Source organism: Thalassospira australica, assembly GCF_000763295.1.
GTDB classification, from domain to species: Bacteria; Pseudomonadota; Alphaproteobacteria; order Rhodospirillales; family Thalassospiraceae; genus Thalassospira; species Thalassospira australica.
In genome coordinates this window covers 1-15,222 of record NZ_JRJE01000028.1, presented here as the reverse complement: position 1 = coordinate 15,222, position 15,222 = coordinate 1, and the positions used below count along the sequence as shown (strand labels likewise).

Here is a 15,222-nt window from a genome sequence, read left to right as displayed (position 1 = left end):
TTTACATCCCCATCTTGTACATGATGTAGCGTTGCTGTGCGATCGACAGCAGGTTGTTCCATGCCCAGTAAATCACCAGACCTGCCGGGAAGCTTGCCAGCATGAAGGTAAAAATGAACGGCAAGAACATCATGATCTTCGCCTGGGTCGGATCAGCCGGCGCCGGGTTCAATTTCTGCTGCAGATACATGGTCAGACCCATGATCAGCGGCCAGATGCCAATCATCAGAATCTGCGGCGGATCCCACGGGATCAGACCGAACATGTTAAACAACGAAGTCGGATCGGGTGCCGACAAATCCTGAATCCAGCCAAAGAACGGCGCATGGCGCATTTCAATGCTGACAAACAGAACCTTATAGAGCGCAAAGAAGACCGGAATCTGCACGATAATCGGCAGGCACCCGGACGCCGGGTTGATCTTTTCACGCTTGTAAAGCGCCATCATTTCCTGCTGCTGACGCTGACGATCATCCTTGAATTTCTCGCGCATCTCGGTGATCTGCGGCTGCAGCTTTTTCATCGCACTCATGGATTTGTACGACTTGTTGGCCAGCGGGAACATGATCGCCTTGACCACAACCGTGATCAGAAGGATCGCCACACCAAAGTTGCCAACCAGATGGTACATCCACTGCAGGACAAGGAAGAACGGCTTTGTCAGGAAGTAGAACCAGCCAAAATCAATCGCGAGATCGAAGTTGGTGATGCCGTAGTCTTCGGCATAGGTATCAAGCAGGGCAACTTCCTTGGCACCGGCAAACAGGCGAGTCTCTGCCGCGCCTTCGCTACCATTGGCAATGGTACGCGGGGCACCAAGATAGTCAGTCTGATACTTGTCAGCATTTTCGGCGACATGGTGGCTAAAGCGCGTGGTCATCACCTCGTCCGAGGACGGCGCCAGCGCAACCAGCCAATATTTGTCGGTAATCCCCAACCAGCCACCGGTCGTGGTATTCTCAACCGCACCATCATCAGCAAGATCGTCATAGTCGATCTCGGTGAGCGTGCCGTCGATCACACCAAGCGGACCTTCGTGCAGGATATAGAACCCGGCCGTTTCCGGCTTGTTCTTGCGCGAAATCAGGCCATACGGATACAGAACGACGTCGCCACCGCTGTTGTTGACGACCGACTGGTTGACGGTGAACAGATAGTTCTCGTCAATCGCGATTTCACGTTTGAAGGTCAGGCCTTCACCATTGTCCCAGGTCAGGGTGACCGGGCTGTCTGGTGTCAGTGTTTCGCCACTTGCGGACCACTGGGTATCGCTGTTGGGCAGCGCCATGTCCTTTGTCGAACCAACCCAGCCGAACTCGGCGAAATAGGCATCATTGCTGCCGGTCGGGTTCAACACATGGATCAACGGGCTGTCAGGTTCTTCAGTCTCGCGGTAGTCCTGAAGCTGGATATCGTCAATCACACCACCGACAAGGCGAATCGAACCTTCGACGCGCGGGGTGTCAATTGCGATACGCGGCGACTTTGCCAATGCGCCTTCACGGTCCACAGCCGGGACAACCGGCCCACCGGGGGCACTCGGGCTTGATACCTGGGGCGTGTTGGTTCCGTCCGCATTAAGCTGTTCGCGAACCTGCGCCTCACGAACCTGAGGACCAGGTTCGGGCGCAAAGAAGAATTGCCACCCGATAAGAATCACAACTGCCGATGCAATTGCCACCCACAGGTTACGTTGTTCGTTCATCGCCTCTTTCCGCTTTTTTCAGCCAGCTTCGCCGACCGCATATTCTATTTACATGACGAAAGCGCCGGGGACCGGTTTTCACCATCCGACGACGCTTTGTTTTGTTCGCAGCCACATCCGGGCACGGGATCATAACCATGACCACCCCATGGATGGCAACGCATTATCCGTTTAAATCCCATCCAGCCACCTTTTAATGCGCCGTGACGGGCTAATGCCTCTATCATATAAGCCGAACAGGTCGGCTGATAGCGGCATGACCACCCAATATATGGCGACAAAAGCAGCTGATAACCGCGAACAGCGATTTGAAGAAGACGAGCAGGGAATCCGGATGCGGGACGATAAGACGTCATTTTGCCTGATCTCCTGCCTTCGTCGAACCGGCTGACTGTCTGGCGCCGCGTCCTTTACGGGGACGGCGCGCATCCGGTGCAGACGGCTTGGCATCAGGGACCCGACGCAGGGCAAACCGCATATCATCGATCAGCTTTTCAAACGGCCGGTCAATGGTCTGGGCGCGACCGATCACAACATAATCCCATCCGGGCAATGCGTGTTCGCTCATCAATTGCTCTGCCACAGCACGCAAACGCCGCCGAACGCGATTGCGGACGACGGCCTTTCCCACCTTTTTGGTGACGGTAAACCCGACTCGTGCGAGTCGGTCTTCACCGGCGTATTCTGTATTCGGTTTGATCCCCGGGCGCGGAGCCCCCTGCAGGATCAATCCCTGTGTAACCCATTTCCGGCGGGTGCCCGCAACGCGGAGAAATTCCGCACGCTTTTTAAGGCGGTCCACCGAAACGGTCACAACATTAGGCCGACAGACGCTTGCGGCCCTTGGCGCGGCGTGCGGTAAGCACACGGCGGCCACCGACGGTCGCGCTGCGGGAACGGAAGCCGTGGCGGCGTTTCCGTACGAGTTTGCTTGGCTGGTAGGTGCGCTTCACTGCACTTACTCCGTTCTAAATAAGGTAATCCGATAAAATTCGAGGTCCGCTGTATAGGGCTTCACACCAATGCTGTCAACTCGTGACAGCGTGTTTACCCCCAGAAAACCGGCAATGCCGCCGGTAATTTCATCCGACGGCATTCGAATTGTGAATTTGTCACCACTCGATACGTTCGACGTTGGAAAATGTCAACTCGGAACCGTCCGAAAAGACGATTGTTCCTGACGAATCGGTGGTTAGTTCAATCGACTTGCCCTTGCTCTTGGTAATTTCACCTTCATCAAGGACAAGGGTCCAGTCGCTCGAGTCGATTTTGCCCCCATCATAGCCGTTCAGTTCAATGGTATCGGTGGTCCAGCCGTTGGCACCACCATCCACATGGTCATTGCCATCCCCCATATTGAAGATGAACAGGTCTGATCCACCGTCTCCATACAATGTATCGTCGCCGATGCCGCCAATCAGGGTGTCGTTGTCGTCCCCGCCCAGCAGCATGTCGTTGCCTGCGCCGCCCAGCAGGGAATCCTTGCCTGCACCGCCCAGAAGGCTGTCATCGCCCTCCTCGCCGTACAAGCTGTCATCATCTCCACCACCATCAAGCGTGTCATCACCCGACCCGCCATAGAAAGTGTCATCCCCCCATCCCGCGGTCAGGGTATCGTTGCCTTCGCCACCATCGAAATAGTTGTCACCACCATCGGCTTCGAGGATGTCGTCCCCCGATCCACCATAGAAAGTATCGTCGCCCCAGGCGCCATGGATCGAATCATCCCCGCCTTCGCCCCATACCTTGTTTTTCCCATCTCCGGCACTGATCGAATCGTCCCCGTCCCCGCCATAAATGGTATCGCTTTTACTGCCGGAAGAGATGGTGTCATCCCCGCTTCCGGTCCAGATGGTGTTATTGCCTTCGCCCGCAGAAACGGTATTGTCCCCGCCTTCGTCATAGATCACATCATTGCCCGAACCACTGGAAATTGTATCGTTCCCGGTGCCGGTCCATACGATATTTGATCCTTCGCCGGCATTAACGATGTTGTCGCCCGAACCCCCAATGACTGTGTCATTGCCGCTCCCGGCAGAAATGCTGTCATCGCCTTCACCGGCATTGATATAGTCATTTCCACTATCGCCCGAAACGCTATCGTGGCCTTCACCGGCGTAAATCACATCATTGCCGCTTCCGCCCCAGATCGTATCGTCACCCGCATTGCTTGAAACGGTGTCGTTGCCGCTACCAGCAGAAATGGTGTCGTCCCCTGATCCGGTTTCGATATCCTCGCTCCACCAATTCCCCCATTCGACCTCATCCGGATCGGAATTGTCTTCTATGGTGACTTCGATGATTGCTGATGTGGTGGCAGTATCATCACCATCACGAGACTGGGCCGATACGGTCAATTCGAATGTACCTGAGTAGTCACTGGCAGAGGTAATCGTAAGCCCCGTTAGTTGGGCTGCCGTCATGGTCCAGCTACCATTACCGTTATCGGTTCCGGCCGACAACGTCGCGCCATCCGGAACGCCTGAGATGGTCACGCTCAGCGTTTCACTGCTGTCGGTCACGGCTGCGTCGATATCAAGTGCAACACTGTTACCTTCATCACCGCTGGCATCGGAAACATCAAGGGTCGGTGTATCGGCCACACCGGCCACATCAACCGTGATCGTATCGCTCTGACTTGCAACATCTTCACCATCAGCAGACGTCGCTGTGACACCAAGATCAAAGCTGCCAGAAAAGTCATCGACCGGCGTGATCGTCAGACCTTCAAGATCGTCTGCCCCCAGCGTCCAGGTGCCATCGCCATTGTTCGTACCTGCCGACAGGGTCGCACCGTCCGGAACACCAGAGATGGTCACGCTCAGAACTTCACTGGAATCTGTCAGCCCTGCATCAATGTCCAGAGCGATTGCGTTGTCTTCCGAACCAGAAGCATCAGCAGTCTCAAGCGTCGGGGCATCCGCAACACCCGCGACATCAACCGTCAACGTATCCGTCGCGGTTGCAACGTCTTCGCCATCAGCAGAGGTGGCCGTCACACCAAGATCAAAGCTGCCAGAGAAGTCATCAGCAGGCGTAATCGCCAGACCGTCAAGATCATTCGAACTCAGACTCCAGGTACCGTCCCCATTGTCCGTACCCGCAGACAGCGTCGCACCGTCCGGAACACCGGTGATGGTTACGCTAAGAATTTCCGAACTGTCGGTTAGGCCCGCATCAATATCCAGAGCAATTGCAGAATCTTCATTACCGGAGGCATCCGCAACATCCAAAGTCGGCGCATCAGCCACACCGGCAACATCAACGGAGATGCTGTCCGTGGTCGTCGCAACGTCTTCACCATCGGCAGACGTTGCTGTCACACCAAGATCGAAGTTGCCGGAGAAGTCATCAGCAGGCGTGATCGTCAGACCTTCAAGATCATCAGAACTCAGGCTCCAGCTGCCATCCCCATTATCCGTCCCGGCAGACAGGCTCGCGCCATCCGGCACACCACTGATCGTCACGCTCAGGACTTCGCTAGAATCCTTCAGTGCTGCATCGATGTCCAATGCGATGGCACTGTCTTCATTGCCCGACGCATCCGCCACATCAAGTGTTGGCGTGTCTGCCACCCCTGCAACATCAACCGTAATGGTGTCGGATACACTTGCCGTATCCTCGCCATCAACAGAAGTTGCCCTCACACCAAGATCAAAGCTGCCAGAGAAGTCATCGGCCGGCGTGATCGTCAAACCTTCAAGGTCATCCGAGCTCAGGCTCCAGGTGCCATCCCCATTATCCGTCCCGGCCGACAGGGTCGCACCGTCCGGAACACCGGAAATCGTAACGCTCAGATCTTCGCTGGAATCTGACAGCCCCGCGTCGATATCAAGCGCAATCACATTGTCTTCATTGCCCGCCGCATCCGCGAGTTCCAAAGTCGGCGCATCAGCAACGCCCGCCACATCAACCGTAATGCTATCTGTAGTCGTCGCAACGTCCTCGCCATCGGTAGAAGTTGCCGTAACGCCAAGGTCAAACGATCCGCTGTAATCATCCGCCGGTGTGATCGTCAGACCTTCAAGGTCGTCCGAACTCAAACTCCACGTGCCATCCCCGTTATCCGTACCCGCAGACAGGGTCGCACCTTCCGGAACGCCATTGATCGTGACTGAGAGAGTTTCCGAGCTGTCGGACAGACCCGCATCAATATTAAGCGCAATGTCCGTATCTTCATTGCCCGACGCATCAGACACTTCCAGTGTTGGCGTGTCTGCGATGCCCGAAACATCAATCGTAATGGTGTCGGATACACTTGCCGTATCCTCGCCATCAGCAGAGGTTGCCGTCACACCAAGATCAAAGCTGCCAGAGAAGTCACCGGCCGGCGTGATCGTCAAACCTTCAAGATCATCTGCAGATAGCGTCCAGGTGCCATCGCCATTGTCCGTACCTGCCGACAAGGTCGCGCCATCGGGCACGCCTGAAATATCGACGGTCAAGACCTCAGAACTGTCTGCCAGACCAGCATCAATATCGAGCGCAATCGCATTATCTTCATTCCCTGACGCATCCGCGACATCAAGTGTCGGTGCGTCTGCCACGCCTTCAACATCAACCGTGATCGTGTCACTTTGGGTAGCGCTGTCATTCCCGGATGCAGAAGTTGCAGTGATGTCCAGATCGAACGACCCGCTGTAATCATCAGCAGGAGTAATGGCCAAACCGTCAAGGTCGCTTGCACTGAGTGTCCAGGTGCCGTCACCATTGTCCGCACCTGCCGACAGGCTTGCGCCATCAGGCACACCGGAGATGGTGACTGTCAGGATCTCGGTGCTGTCCGTCAGCCCCGCAGCAATATCAAGCGCAATCGCAGTATCTTCGCCACCTGCTGCGTCGGACGCCGATAATGTCGGTGCTTCTGCAGCCGGATCATAGAGCGCGCCATCTACATAGATTTCAAGGTTCTCGATGTTATCAACTTCAACACCAAGCGCCTCCAGCGAAAGGCTCCCGCCGTCTCCAGATTCAATATGATCCTGCAAGTCTTGCAGCGCATCAATCACGCCATCGGATGAAAGCTGGTCTGCTGTCAGGTAAAGTTTCAGGCTGTCTGTATCAGAACCGCCGTCAATAATCCCGGTTCCCTCTCCATCCAGCTCGACCGTATAGCGGATTTCGTCAGAACCTGATTCACCATAAAGTTTGTCATCCCCTGACCCGGTCAGGATATCATGCGAACTCCCGCCATAAAGGGTATCGGTTCCGTCGCCACCATCGAGGGTATCTTTGCCACTGCCGCCAAGAATGGTGTCGTTACCGGCATCGCCAGCTACAATATCGCTGGAGTTGCCAGCATTGATATAATCATCGCCTTCGCCCCCTGACAGCGTATCTTTGCCACCACCACCTATAATCGTGTCGTTGCCGTCACCCGCATTGACAATATCATGCGACCCGCCGGCGTTGATGTAGTCATCTCCGTCGCCTGCGCTAATGGTATCGCGGCCACCACCGGCATAAACCGTATCGTCCCCCGAACCGGCATCGATTGTGTCGCTCCCGCCCTTTGCGTTGATATAATCATCGCCTTCGCCGGTTGAAATAACATCTTCGCCACCAGTTCCGATAACCGTATCGTTCGGATCGTCCTCAACGGTAACCTGAAGACTTTGCGTCAAACTGCTGCTGTCGTCTCCATCTACCGAGGTTGCCGTCACTCCAAGATCAAAACTGCCGGAGAAGTCATCGGCTGGCGTAATCGTCAGACCATCAAGATCGTCCGAACTCAGGCTCCAGGTGCCATCACCATTATCCGTACCAGCAGACAAGGTTGCACCGTCCGGAACACCGGTAATGGTCACGCTCAGAACTTCACTGGAATCTGTCAGCCCCGCGTCAATATCCAGTGCAATCGCACTGTCTTCTGAACCAGAAGCATCAGCCACATCCAAAGTCGGCGCATCGGCCACACCCACAACCTCAACCGTCAACGTATCCGTCGTGGTGGCAACATCTTCACCATCCGCAGATTGAGCAGTAACGCCAAGATCAAACGATCCGCTATAATCGTCAGCCGGTGTGATCGTCAGACCTTCAAAGTCATCCGGACTGAGGCTCCAGGTACCATCCCCATTGTCCGTTCCGGCCGACAGGGTCGCTCCGTCCGGTACGCCAGATATGGTCACGCTCAGAACTTCACTGGAATCCGTCAGGGCAGCGTCGATGTCGAGTGCGATTATGTTATCTTCCGAACCGCTGGCATCTGAAATTTCAAGCGTCGGCAGATCGGCTTCTCCAATCACATTCACCATAACCGTATCGGTCACAGTCGCGATATCAATGCCATCCTGCGTACTCGCCGTAATCTCCAGATCAAAGCTTCCGCTGTAATCTTCCGGTGGCGTGACGGTCAGACCTTCAAGGTCATCCGAACTCAGGCTCCAGGTGCCGTCTCCATTATCCGCCCCCGCAGACAGACTTGCGCCGTCCGGAACACCACTGATCGTGACCGAAAGAGTTTCTGAGCTGTCCGTCAGGCCGGCATCGATATCCAATGCGATCGCGGAATCTTCGGAGCCCGATGCATCGGCGACATCAAGTGTTGGCGCATCGGCAACACCGGCAACATCAACCGTGATGCTGTCGGTGGTCGTCGCAACATCCTCGCCATCGGCAGAGGTTGCCGTCACGCCGAGATCAAAGCTGCCAGAGAAGTCATCAGCTGGCGTGAGCGTAAGGCCTTCTAGATCATCCGAACTCAGGCTCCAGGTGCCATCGCCATTGTCCGTACCTGCAGACAGGGTCGCGCCATCCGGAACACCCGAGATGGTTACGCTCAGGACTTCGCTGGAATCTGTCAGCCCCGCATCAATGTCCAATGCGATCGCATTGTCTTCTGAACCAGAAGCATCGGCGACATCCAAAGTCGGCGCATCGGCCACGCCTTCAACATCGACAATCAGGCTATCCGTGGTCGTCGCAACATCCTCGCCATCCGCAGAGGTTGCCGTCACGCCGAGATCAAAGCTGCCAGAGAAGTCATCGGCCGGCGTAACCGTCAGCCCTTCAAGATCATCAGAGCTCAGGCTCCAGGTGCCATCGCCGTTGTCCGTACCCGCAGACAGCGTCGCGCCATCCGGAACGCCAGAGATGATGACCGTCAGAACTTCCGAGCTGTCGGTGAATTGTCTTCTGAGCCACTGGCATCAGCCGTCTCAAGCGTCGGCGCATCCGCGACACCGGCAACATCAACCGTGATGCTGTCCGTCGTGGTGGCAACATCCTCGCCATCAGCCGATTGAGCGGTGACGCCGAGATCAAAGCTGCCAGAGAAGTCATCCGCTGGCGTAATCGTCAGACCTTCAAGATCATCTGCAGATAGCGTCCACGTGCCATCGCCATTGTCCGTACCCGCAGACAAGGTTGCACCATCCGGGACACCACTAACCGTGACCGAGAGACTTTCCGAACTGTCGGTCAGACCGGCATCGATGTCGAGTGCAATGGCACTGTCTTCCGAACCACTGGCATCTGAAGCCTCAAGCGTTGGCGCATCGGCAACACCCGCAACATCAACCGTCAACGCATCCGTGGTCGTGGCAACATCTTCACCATCAGCAGATTGGGCAGAGACACCAAGGTCAAAACTGCCAGAGAAGTCATCCGCTGGCGTGATCGTCAGGCCTTCAAGATCATCAGAGCTCAGGCTCCAGGTACCGTCTCCATTGTCGGCACCTGCAGACAAGGTCGCGCCGTCCGGAACACCGGAGATGGTCACGCTCAGAATTTCCGAGCTGTCGGTCATTGTCTTCTGAGCCACTGGCATCAGCCGTCTCAAGCGTCGGCGCATCCGCGACACCGGCAACATCAACCGTGATGCTGTCCGTCGTGGTGGCAACATCTTCACCATCAGCAGATTGGGCGGTGATACCAAGATCAAAGCTGCCAGAGAAGTCATCCGCCGGTGTAATCGTCAGACCTTCAAGATCATCCGAACTCAGTCTCCAGGTGCCATCCCCATTGTCTGTACCCGCAGACAAGGTTGCACCGTCCGGAACATCACTGATCGTGACCGAGAGACTTTCCGAACTGTCGGTCAGACCGGCATCGATATCCAGCGCAATCGCACTGTCTTCCGACCCCGAAGCATCCGCGACATCCAAAGTCGGCGCATCGGCCACACCTGCCACATCAACCGTGACGCTATCCGTGGTCGTCGCAACGTCTTCGCCATCGGCAGACGTCGCTGTCACCCCAAGATCAAACGAACCGCTGAAGTCATCAGCTGGCGTGATCGTCAGACCGTCAAGATCATCCGAGCTCAGGCTCCAGGTGCCGTCCCCATTGTCCGTACCCGCAGACAAGTTTGCACCGTCCGGAACACCACTGATCGTGACCGAAAGAGTTTCCGAGCTGTCGGTCAGCCCCGCGTCGATGCCCAATGCAATAGCACTGTCTTCATTGCCCGAAGCATCAGAAGTCTCAAGCGTCGGCGTATCCAACGTCAACAGTGATGCTGTCCGTGGTCGTTGCAACATCTTCACCATCAGCCGACTGGGCGGTGACGCCAAGATCGAAGCTACCGGAGAAGTCATCCGCTGGCGTGATCGTCAGACCTTCAAGGTCATCTGAGCTCAGGCTCCAGGTACCATCACCATTGTCTGTACCCGCAGACAAGTTTGCACCGTCCGGAACACCACTGATCGTGACCGAAAGAGTTTCCGAGCTGTCGGTCAGACCGGCATCGATATCCAGCGCAATCGCACTGTCTTCCGAACCAGAAGCATCCGCGACATCAAGTGTTGGCGCATCGGCCACGCCGGCAACGTCAACCGTGATGCTGTCCGTGGTCGTTGCAACATCTTCGCCATCAGCCGATTGAGCGGTGACGCCGAGATCAAAGCTGCCAGAGAAGTCATCGGCTGGCGTAATCGTTAGACCTTCAAGATCATCTGCAGATAGCGTCCACGTGCCATCGCCATTGTCCGTACCCGCAGACAGGGTCGCGCCATCCGGAACACCCCTGATGGTAACCGAGAGAGTTTCACTGGAATCTGAGAGGCCTGCGTCAATGTCCAGAGCGATTGCATTGTCTTCCGACCCCGAAGCATCAGAAGTCTCGAGCGTTGGCGCATCGGCAACACCCGCAACATCAACCGTCAACGCATCCGTGGTCGTCGCAACATCTTCACCATCAGCAGATTGGGCAGAGACACCAAGGTCAAAACTGCCAGAGAAGTCATCCGCTGGCGTAATCGTCAGACCTTCGAGGTCATCCGAACTCAGACTCCAAGTGCCATCCCCATTATCCGTCCCCGCAGACAGGCTTGCGCCGTCCGGAACACCACTGATCGTCACGCCCAGAACTTCGCTCGAATCTGTCAGGCCTGCATCAATATCAAGAGCGATCGCGCTGTCTTCCGAACCACTGGCATCGGCCGTCTCAAGCGTCGGCGCATCCGCAACACCGGCAACGTCCACAGTGATAGAACCACTTGTGGTCGCAACATCTTCACCGTCAGCCGATTGGGCGGTGACGCCAAGGTCGAAGCTACCAGAGAAGTCATCAGCCGGTGTAATCGTCAGACCTTCAAGATCATCCGAACTCAGGCTCCAGGTGCCATCACCATTGTTCGTCCCGGCAGACAGGGTTGCACCGTCCGGAACATCACTGATCGTGACCGAGAGAGTTTCCGAGCTGTCGGTCAACCCCGCGTCGATGCCCAATGCAATAGCACTGTCTTCATTGCCCGAAGCATCCGCGACATCCAAAGTCGGGGTATCGGCAACACCCGCAACATCAACGGTGAGGCTGTCGGTGGTCGTCGCAACATCCTCGCCATCGGCAGACGTTGCTGTCACACCAAGATCAAACGAACCGCCGAAGTCATCCGCTGGCGTGACCGTCAGACCTTCAAGGTCATCCGAACTCAGGCTCCAGGTGCCATCCCCATTGTCCGTACCCGCAGACAAGGTTGCACCATCGGGAACACCACTAACCGTGATGCTCAGAACCTCACTGGAATCTGTAAGGCCGGCATCGATGTCCAGTCCGATGGCATTGTCTTCTGAACCAGAAGCATCAGAAGTCTCGAGCGTTGGCGCATCGGCAACACCGGCAACATCAACCGTGATGCTATCGGTTGTGGTGGCAACATCCTCGCCATCGGCAGAGGTTGCTGTCACACCAAGATCAAAGCTGCCAGAGAAGTCATCGGCTGGCGTAATCGTCAGACCTTCAAGGTCGTCCGAACTCAGGCTCCAGGTGCCATCCCCATTGTCCGTCCCGGCAGACAAGGTCGCGCCGTCCGGAAGACCGGAGATGGTCACGCTCAGAACTTCGCTGGAATCCATGAGGCCTGCGTCGATATCAAGTGCAATGGCACTGTCTTCCGAACCGCTGGCATCATCCGTCTCAAGCGTCGGTGCATCCGCCACACCTGTCACATCAACCGTGATGCTGTCCGTAGTCGTTGCGACATCTTCACCGTCAGCAGATGTGGCCGTCACGCCAAGGTCGAAGCTACCAGAGAAGTCATCGGCTGGCGTGATCGTCAGACCTTCAAGATCGTCCGAGCTCAGACTCCAAGTGCCATCGCCGTTATCGGTCCCGGCAGACAAGGTTGCACCATCCAGCACGCCGGAGATGGTCACGGACAGAGCTTCCGAGCTGTCGGTCAGGCCCGCATTGATGTCGAGTGCAATTGCACTGTCTTCATTGCCCGACGCATCCGCGACATCAAGTATTGGCGCATCCGCGACACCGGCAACGTCAACCGTCAACGTATCCGTCGTGGTCGCAACATCTTCGCCATCCGCAGAGGTTGCCGTCACACCAAGATCAAACGAACCGCTGTAATCGTCAGCCGGCGTAATCGTCAGGCCTTCAAGATCATCCGAGCTCAGGCTCCAAGTGCCATCGCCATTGTCCGTACCTGCAGACAAGGTCGCGCCATCCGGCACGCCACTGATCGTGACCGAAAGAGTTTCGCTGGAATCCGTCAGCCCCGCGTCAATGTCCAATGCAATTGCACTGTCTTCCGAACCACTGGCGTCTGAAGTCTCGAGCGTTGGCGCATCCGCCACACCAGCGACATCAACCGTCAACGTATCCGTCGTCGTTGCGACATCCTCGCCATCCGCAGATTGGGCGGTGACACCAAGGTCAAACGAACCGCTGAAGTCATCCGTTGGTGTAATCGTCAGACCTTCAAGATCATCTGCAGATAGCACCAGCAGACAAGGTTGCGCCGTCCGGAACACCACTAACCGTGACCGAAAGAGTTTCCGAGCTGTCGGTCAGACCTGCATCAATATCAAGCGCAATCGCGGTGTCTTCATTGCCCGACGCATCCGCGACATCAAGTATCGGCGCATCGGCAACGCCGGCTACATCAACCGTGATGCTGTCCGTGGTCGTCGCAACATCTTCGCCATCGGCAGAGGTTGCCGTCACACCAAGATCAAATGATCCGCTGTAATCATCCGCTGGCGTGATCGTCAGACCTTCAAGATCATCAGAGCTCAAACTCCAGGTACCATCGCCATTGTCCGTACCGGCAGACAAGGTTGCACCATCGGGAACACCACTGATCGTGACCGAAAGAGTTTCCGAGCTGTCGGTCAGACCAGCATCAATGTCGAGTGCAATGGCATTGTCTTCTGAACCAGAAGCATCAGAAGTCTCAAGCGTCGGCGCATCAGCAACACCCGCAACATCAACCGTCAACGTATCCGTGGTCGTTGCAACATCTTCGCCGTCAGCAGATTGGGCGGTGACACCAAGATCAAAGCTGCCAGAGAAGTCATCCGCTGGCGTGAGCGTCAGACCTTCAAGGTCGTCCGAACTCAGGCTCCAGGTGCCGTCCCCATTGTCCGTACCGGCAGACAAGGTTGCACCGTCCGGAACACCACTGATCGTGACTGCGAGAGTTTCCGAGCTGTCGGTCAGACCCGCATCGATGTCCAATGCGATCGCACTGTCTTCAGAACCCGAAGCATCGGCGACATCAAGTATTGGCGCATCGGCAACACCCGCAACAGGCAACATCTTCGCCGTCAGCCGATTGGGCGGTGACGCCGAGATCAAAGCTGCCAGAGAAGTCATCAGCTGGCGTAATCGTCAGGCCTTCAAGGTCATCAGAGCTCAAGCTCCAGGTGCCATCACCATTGTCTGAACCCGCAGACAGGGTTGCACCATCCGGAACACCACTGATCGTGATTGAGAGGGTTTCCGAGCTGTCCGTCAGACCGGCGTCGATATCCAATGCGATGGCATTGTCTTCCGAACCACTGGCATCAGCCACATCCAAAGTCGGTGCATCCGCGACACCGGCAACATCAACCGTGATGCTGTCAGTTGCCGTCGCAACATCTTCGCCGTCAGCCGATTGAGCGGTGACGCCAATATCAAAGCTGCCAGAGAAGTCATCCGCTGGCGTGACCGTCAGACCTTCAAGGTCATCCGAACTCAGGCTCCAGGTGCCATCTCCGTTATCGGTCCCGGCAGACAAGGTCGCGCCATCCGGCACGCCACTAATCGTGACCGAAAGAGTTTCGCTCGAATCTGTCAGACCTGCATCGATGTCCAATGCGATCGCATTGTCTTCCGAACCACTGGCATCGGCCGTCTCAAGCGTCGGCGCATCCGCGACACCGGCAACGTCAACCGTCAACGTATCCGTCGTGGTCGCAACATCTTCACCGTCAGCAGATTGGGCAGTGACGCCAAGATCGAAGCTACCAGAGAAGTCATCAGCTGGCGTGAGCGTCAGACCTTCAAGGTCACCCGAACTCAGGCTCCAGGTGCCATCCCCATTGTCCGTCCCTGCCGACAAGGTCGCACCTTCCGGAACACCGGAGATAGTCACGCTCAGAACTTCGCTGGAATCCGTGAGGCCTGCGTCGATATCAAGTGCAATGGCACTGTCTTCCGAACCACTGGCATCATCCGTCTCAAGCGTCGGTACATCCGCCACACCTGTCACATCAACCGTGATGCTGTCCGTCGTCGTTGCGACATCTTCACCGTCAGCAGATGTGGCCGTCACGCCAAGGTCGAAGCTACCAGAGAAGTCATCGGCTGGCGTGATCGTCAGACCTTCGAAGTCATCCGAGCTCAGGCTCCAGGTGCCATCGCCATTATCCGTACCTGCAGACAGGGTTGCGCCATCCGGAACACCAGAGATGGTTACGCTCAGGACTTCGCTAGAATCCGTCAGCCCCGCGTCAATATCCAGTGCAATCGCGCTGTCTTCAGAACCAGAAGCATCAGCAGTCTCAAGCGTCGGCGCATCAGCCACACCGGCAACATCAACGGAGATGCTGTCCGTGGTCGTCGCAACGTCTTCACCATCGGCAGACGTTGCTGTCACACCAAGATCAAAACTACCGGAGAAGTCATCGGCTGGCGTGACCGTCAGACCTTCAAGATCATCTGCAGATAGCGTCCACGTGCCATCGCCATTGTCCGTACCAGCAGACAAGGTTGCGCCGTCCGGAACACCACTAACCGTGACCGAAAGAGTTTCCGAGCTGTCGGTCAGACCTGCATCAATATCAAGCGCAATCGC

The 15,222-nt window shown here is 56.3% G+C and carries 10 protein-coding genes; all 10 read right to left on the bottom strand.

The window, feature by feature from the left end; translation table 11 throughout:
• Position 1: 1 nt before the first annotated feature.
• A complete protein-coding gene (yidC, locus tag JF44_RS0111825) occupies positions 2-1,705 on the bottom strand; it encodes a membrane protein insertase YidC (RefSeq protein WP_033069213.1) in 1,704 nt (567 codons plus the stop codon).
• A gap of 44 nt (positions 1,706-1,749) precedes the next feature.
• Positions 1,750-2,061 (bottom strand): membrane protein insertion efficiency factor YidD, encoded by a 312-nt coding sequence (yidD, locus tag JF44_RS20180; protein WP_081944433.1) that lies wholly within the window; start codon positions 2,059-2,061, stop codon positions 1,750-1,752.
• Positions 2,058-2,519, bottom strand: coding sequence for a ribonuclease P protein component (gene rnpA / locus JF44_RS0111820; RefSeq protein ID WP_033069212.1), 462 nt, complete (start codon positions 2,517-2,519; stop codon positions 2,058-2,060). Before rnpA ends, yidD begins: the two co-directional genes overlap by 4 nt.
• 4 nt (positions 2,520-2,523) lie before the next feature.
• Positions 2,524-2,658, bottom strand: coding sequence for a 50S ribosomal protein L34 (rpmH, locus tag JF44_RS0111815; protein ID WP_007091264.1), 135 nt, complete (start codon positions 2,656-2,658; stop codon positions 2,524-2,526).
• 159 nt (positions 2,659-2,817) lie between these two features.
• Positions 2,818-8,664 carry a calcium-binding protein gene (locus JF44_RS0111810; protein WP_033069211.1) on the bottom strand — a complete coding sequence of 1,949 codons (5,847 nt, stop codon included), beginning with the start codon at positions 8,662-8,664 and terminating at the stop codon, positions 2,818-2,820.
• Between the two features lie 146 nt (positions 8,665-8,810).
• The gene (locus JF44_RS0111805; RefSeq protein ID WP_156111676.1) at positions 8,811-9,428 is read right to left on the bottom strand and encodes an Ig-like domain-containing protein; all 618 of its coding nucleotides are present in this window, start codon (positions 9,426-9,428) and stop codon (positions 8,811-8,813) included.
• A complete protein-coding gene (locus JF44_RS0111800) occupies positions 9,346-10,158 on the bottom strand; it encodes an Ig-like domain-containing protein (RefSeq protein WP_156111675.1) in 813 nt (270 codons plus the stop codon). Before JF44_RS0111800 ends, JF44_RS0111805 begins: the two co-directional genes overlap by 83 nt.
• The gene (locus JF44_RS0111795; protein ID WP_033069208.1) at positions 10,133-12,883 is read right to left on the bottom strand and encodes a beta strand repeat-containing protein; all 2,751 of its coding nucleotides are present in this window, start codon (positions 12,881-12,883) and stop codon (positions 10,133-10,135) included. Before JF44_RS0111795 ends, JF44_RS0111800 begins: the two co-directional genes overlap by 26 nt.
• Positions 12,867-13,700, bottom strand: coding sequence for an Ig-like domain-containing protein (locus JF44_RS0111790; protein ID WP_033069207.1), 834 nt, complete (start codon positions 13,698-13,700; stop codon positions 12,867-12,869). The genes JF44_RS0111795 and JF44_RS0111790 overlap by 17 nt, the downstream gene beginning before the upstream one ends.
• Positions 13,660-15,222: autotransporter outer membrane beta-barrel domain-containing protein (locus JF44_RS20480; RefSeq protein ID WP_033069206.1), on the bottom strand; the 1,563-nt coding region annotated here is incomplete at its 5' end. The genes JF44_RS0111790 and JF44_RS20480, both read right to left, overlap by 41 nt.

Excerpts from the sequence above, each read along its gene's own strand:
- yidC (WP_033069213.1), bottom strand. The coding sequence starts at position 1,705 with ATGAACGAACAACGTAACCTGTGGGTGGCAATTGCATCGGCAGTTGTG.
- yidD (WP_081944433.1), bottom strand. The coding sequence starts at position 2,061 with ATGACGTCTTATCGTCCCGCATCCGGATTCCCTGCTCGTCTTCTTCAA.
- JF44_RS0111790 (WP_033069207.1), bottom strand. The coding sequence starts at position 13,700 with ATGTTGCCTGTTGCGGGTGTTGCCGATGCGCCAATACTTGATGTCGCC.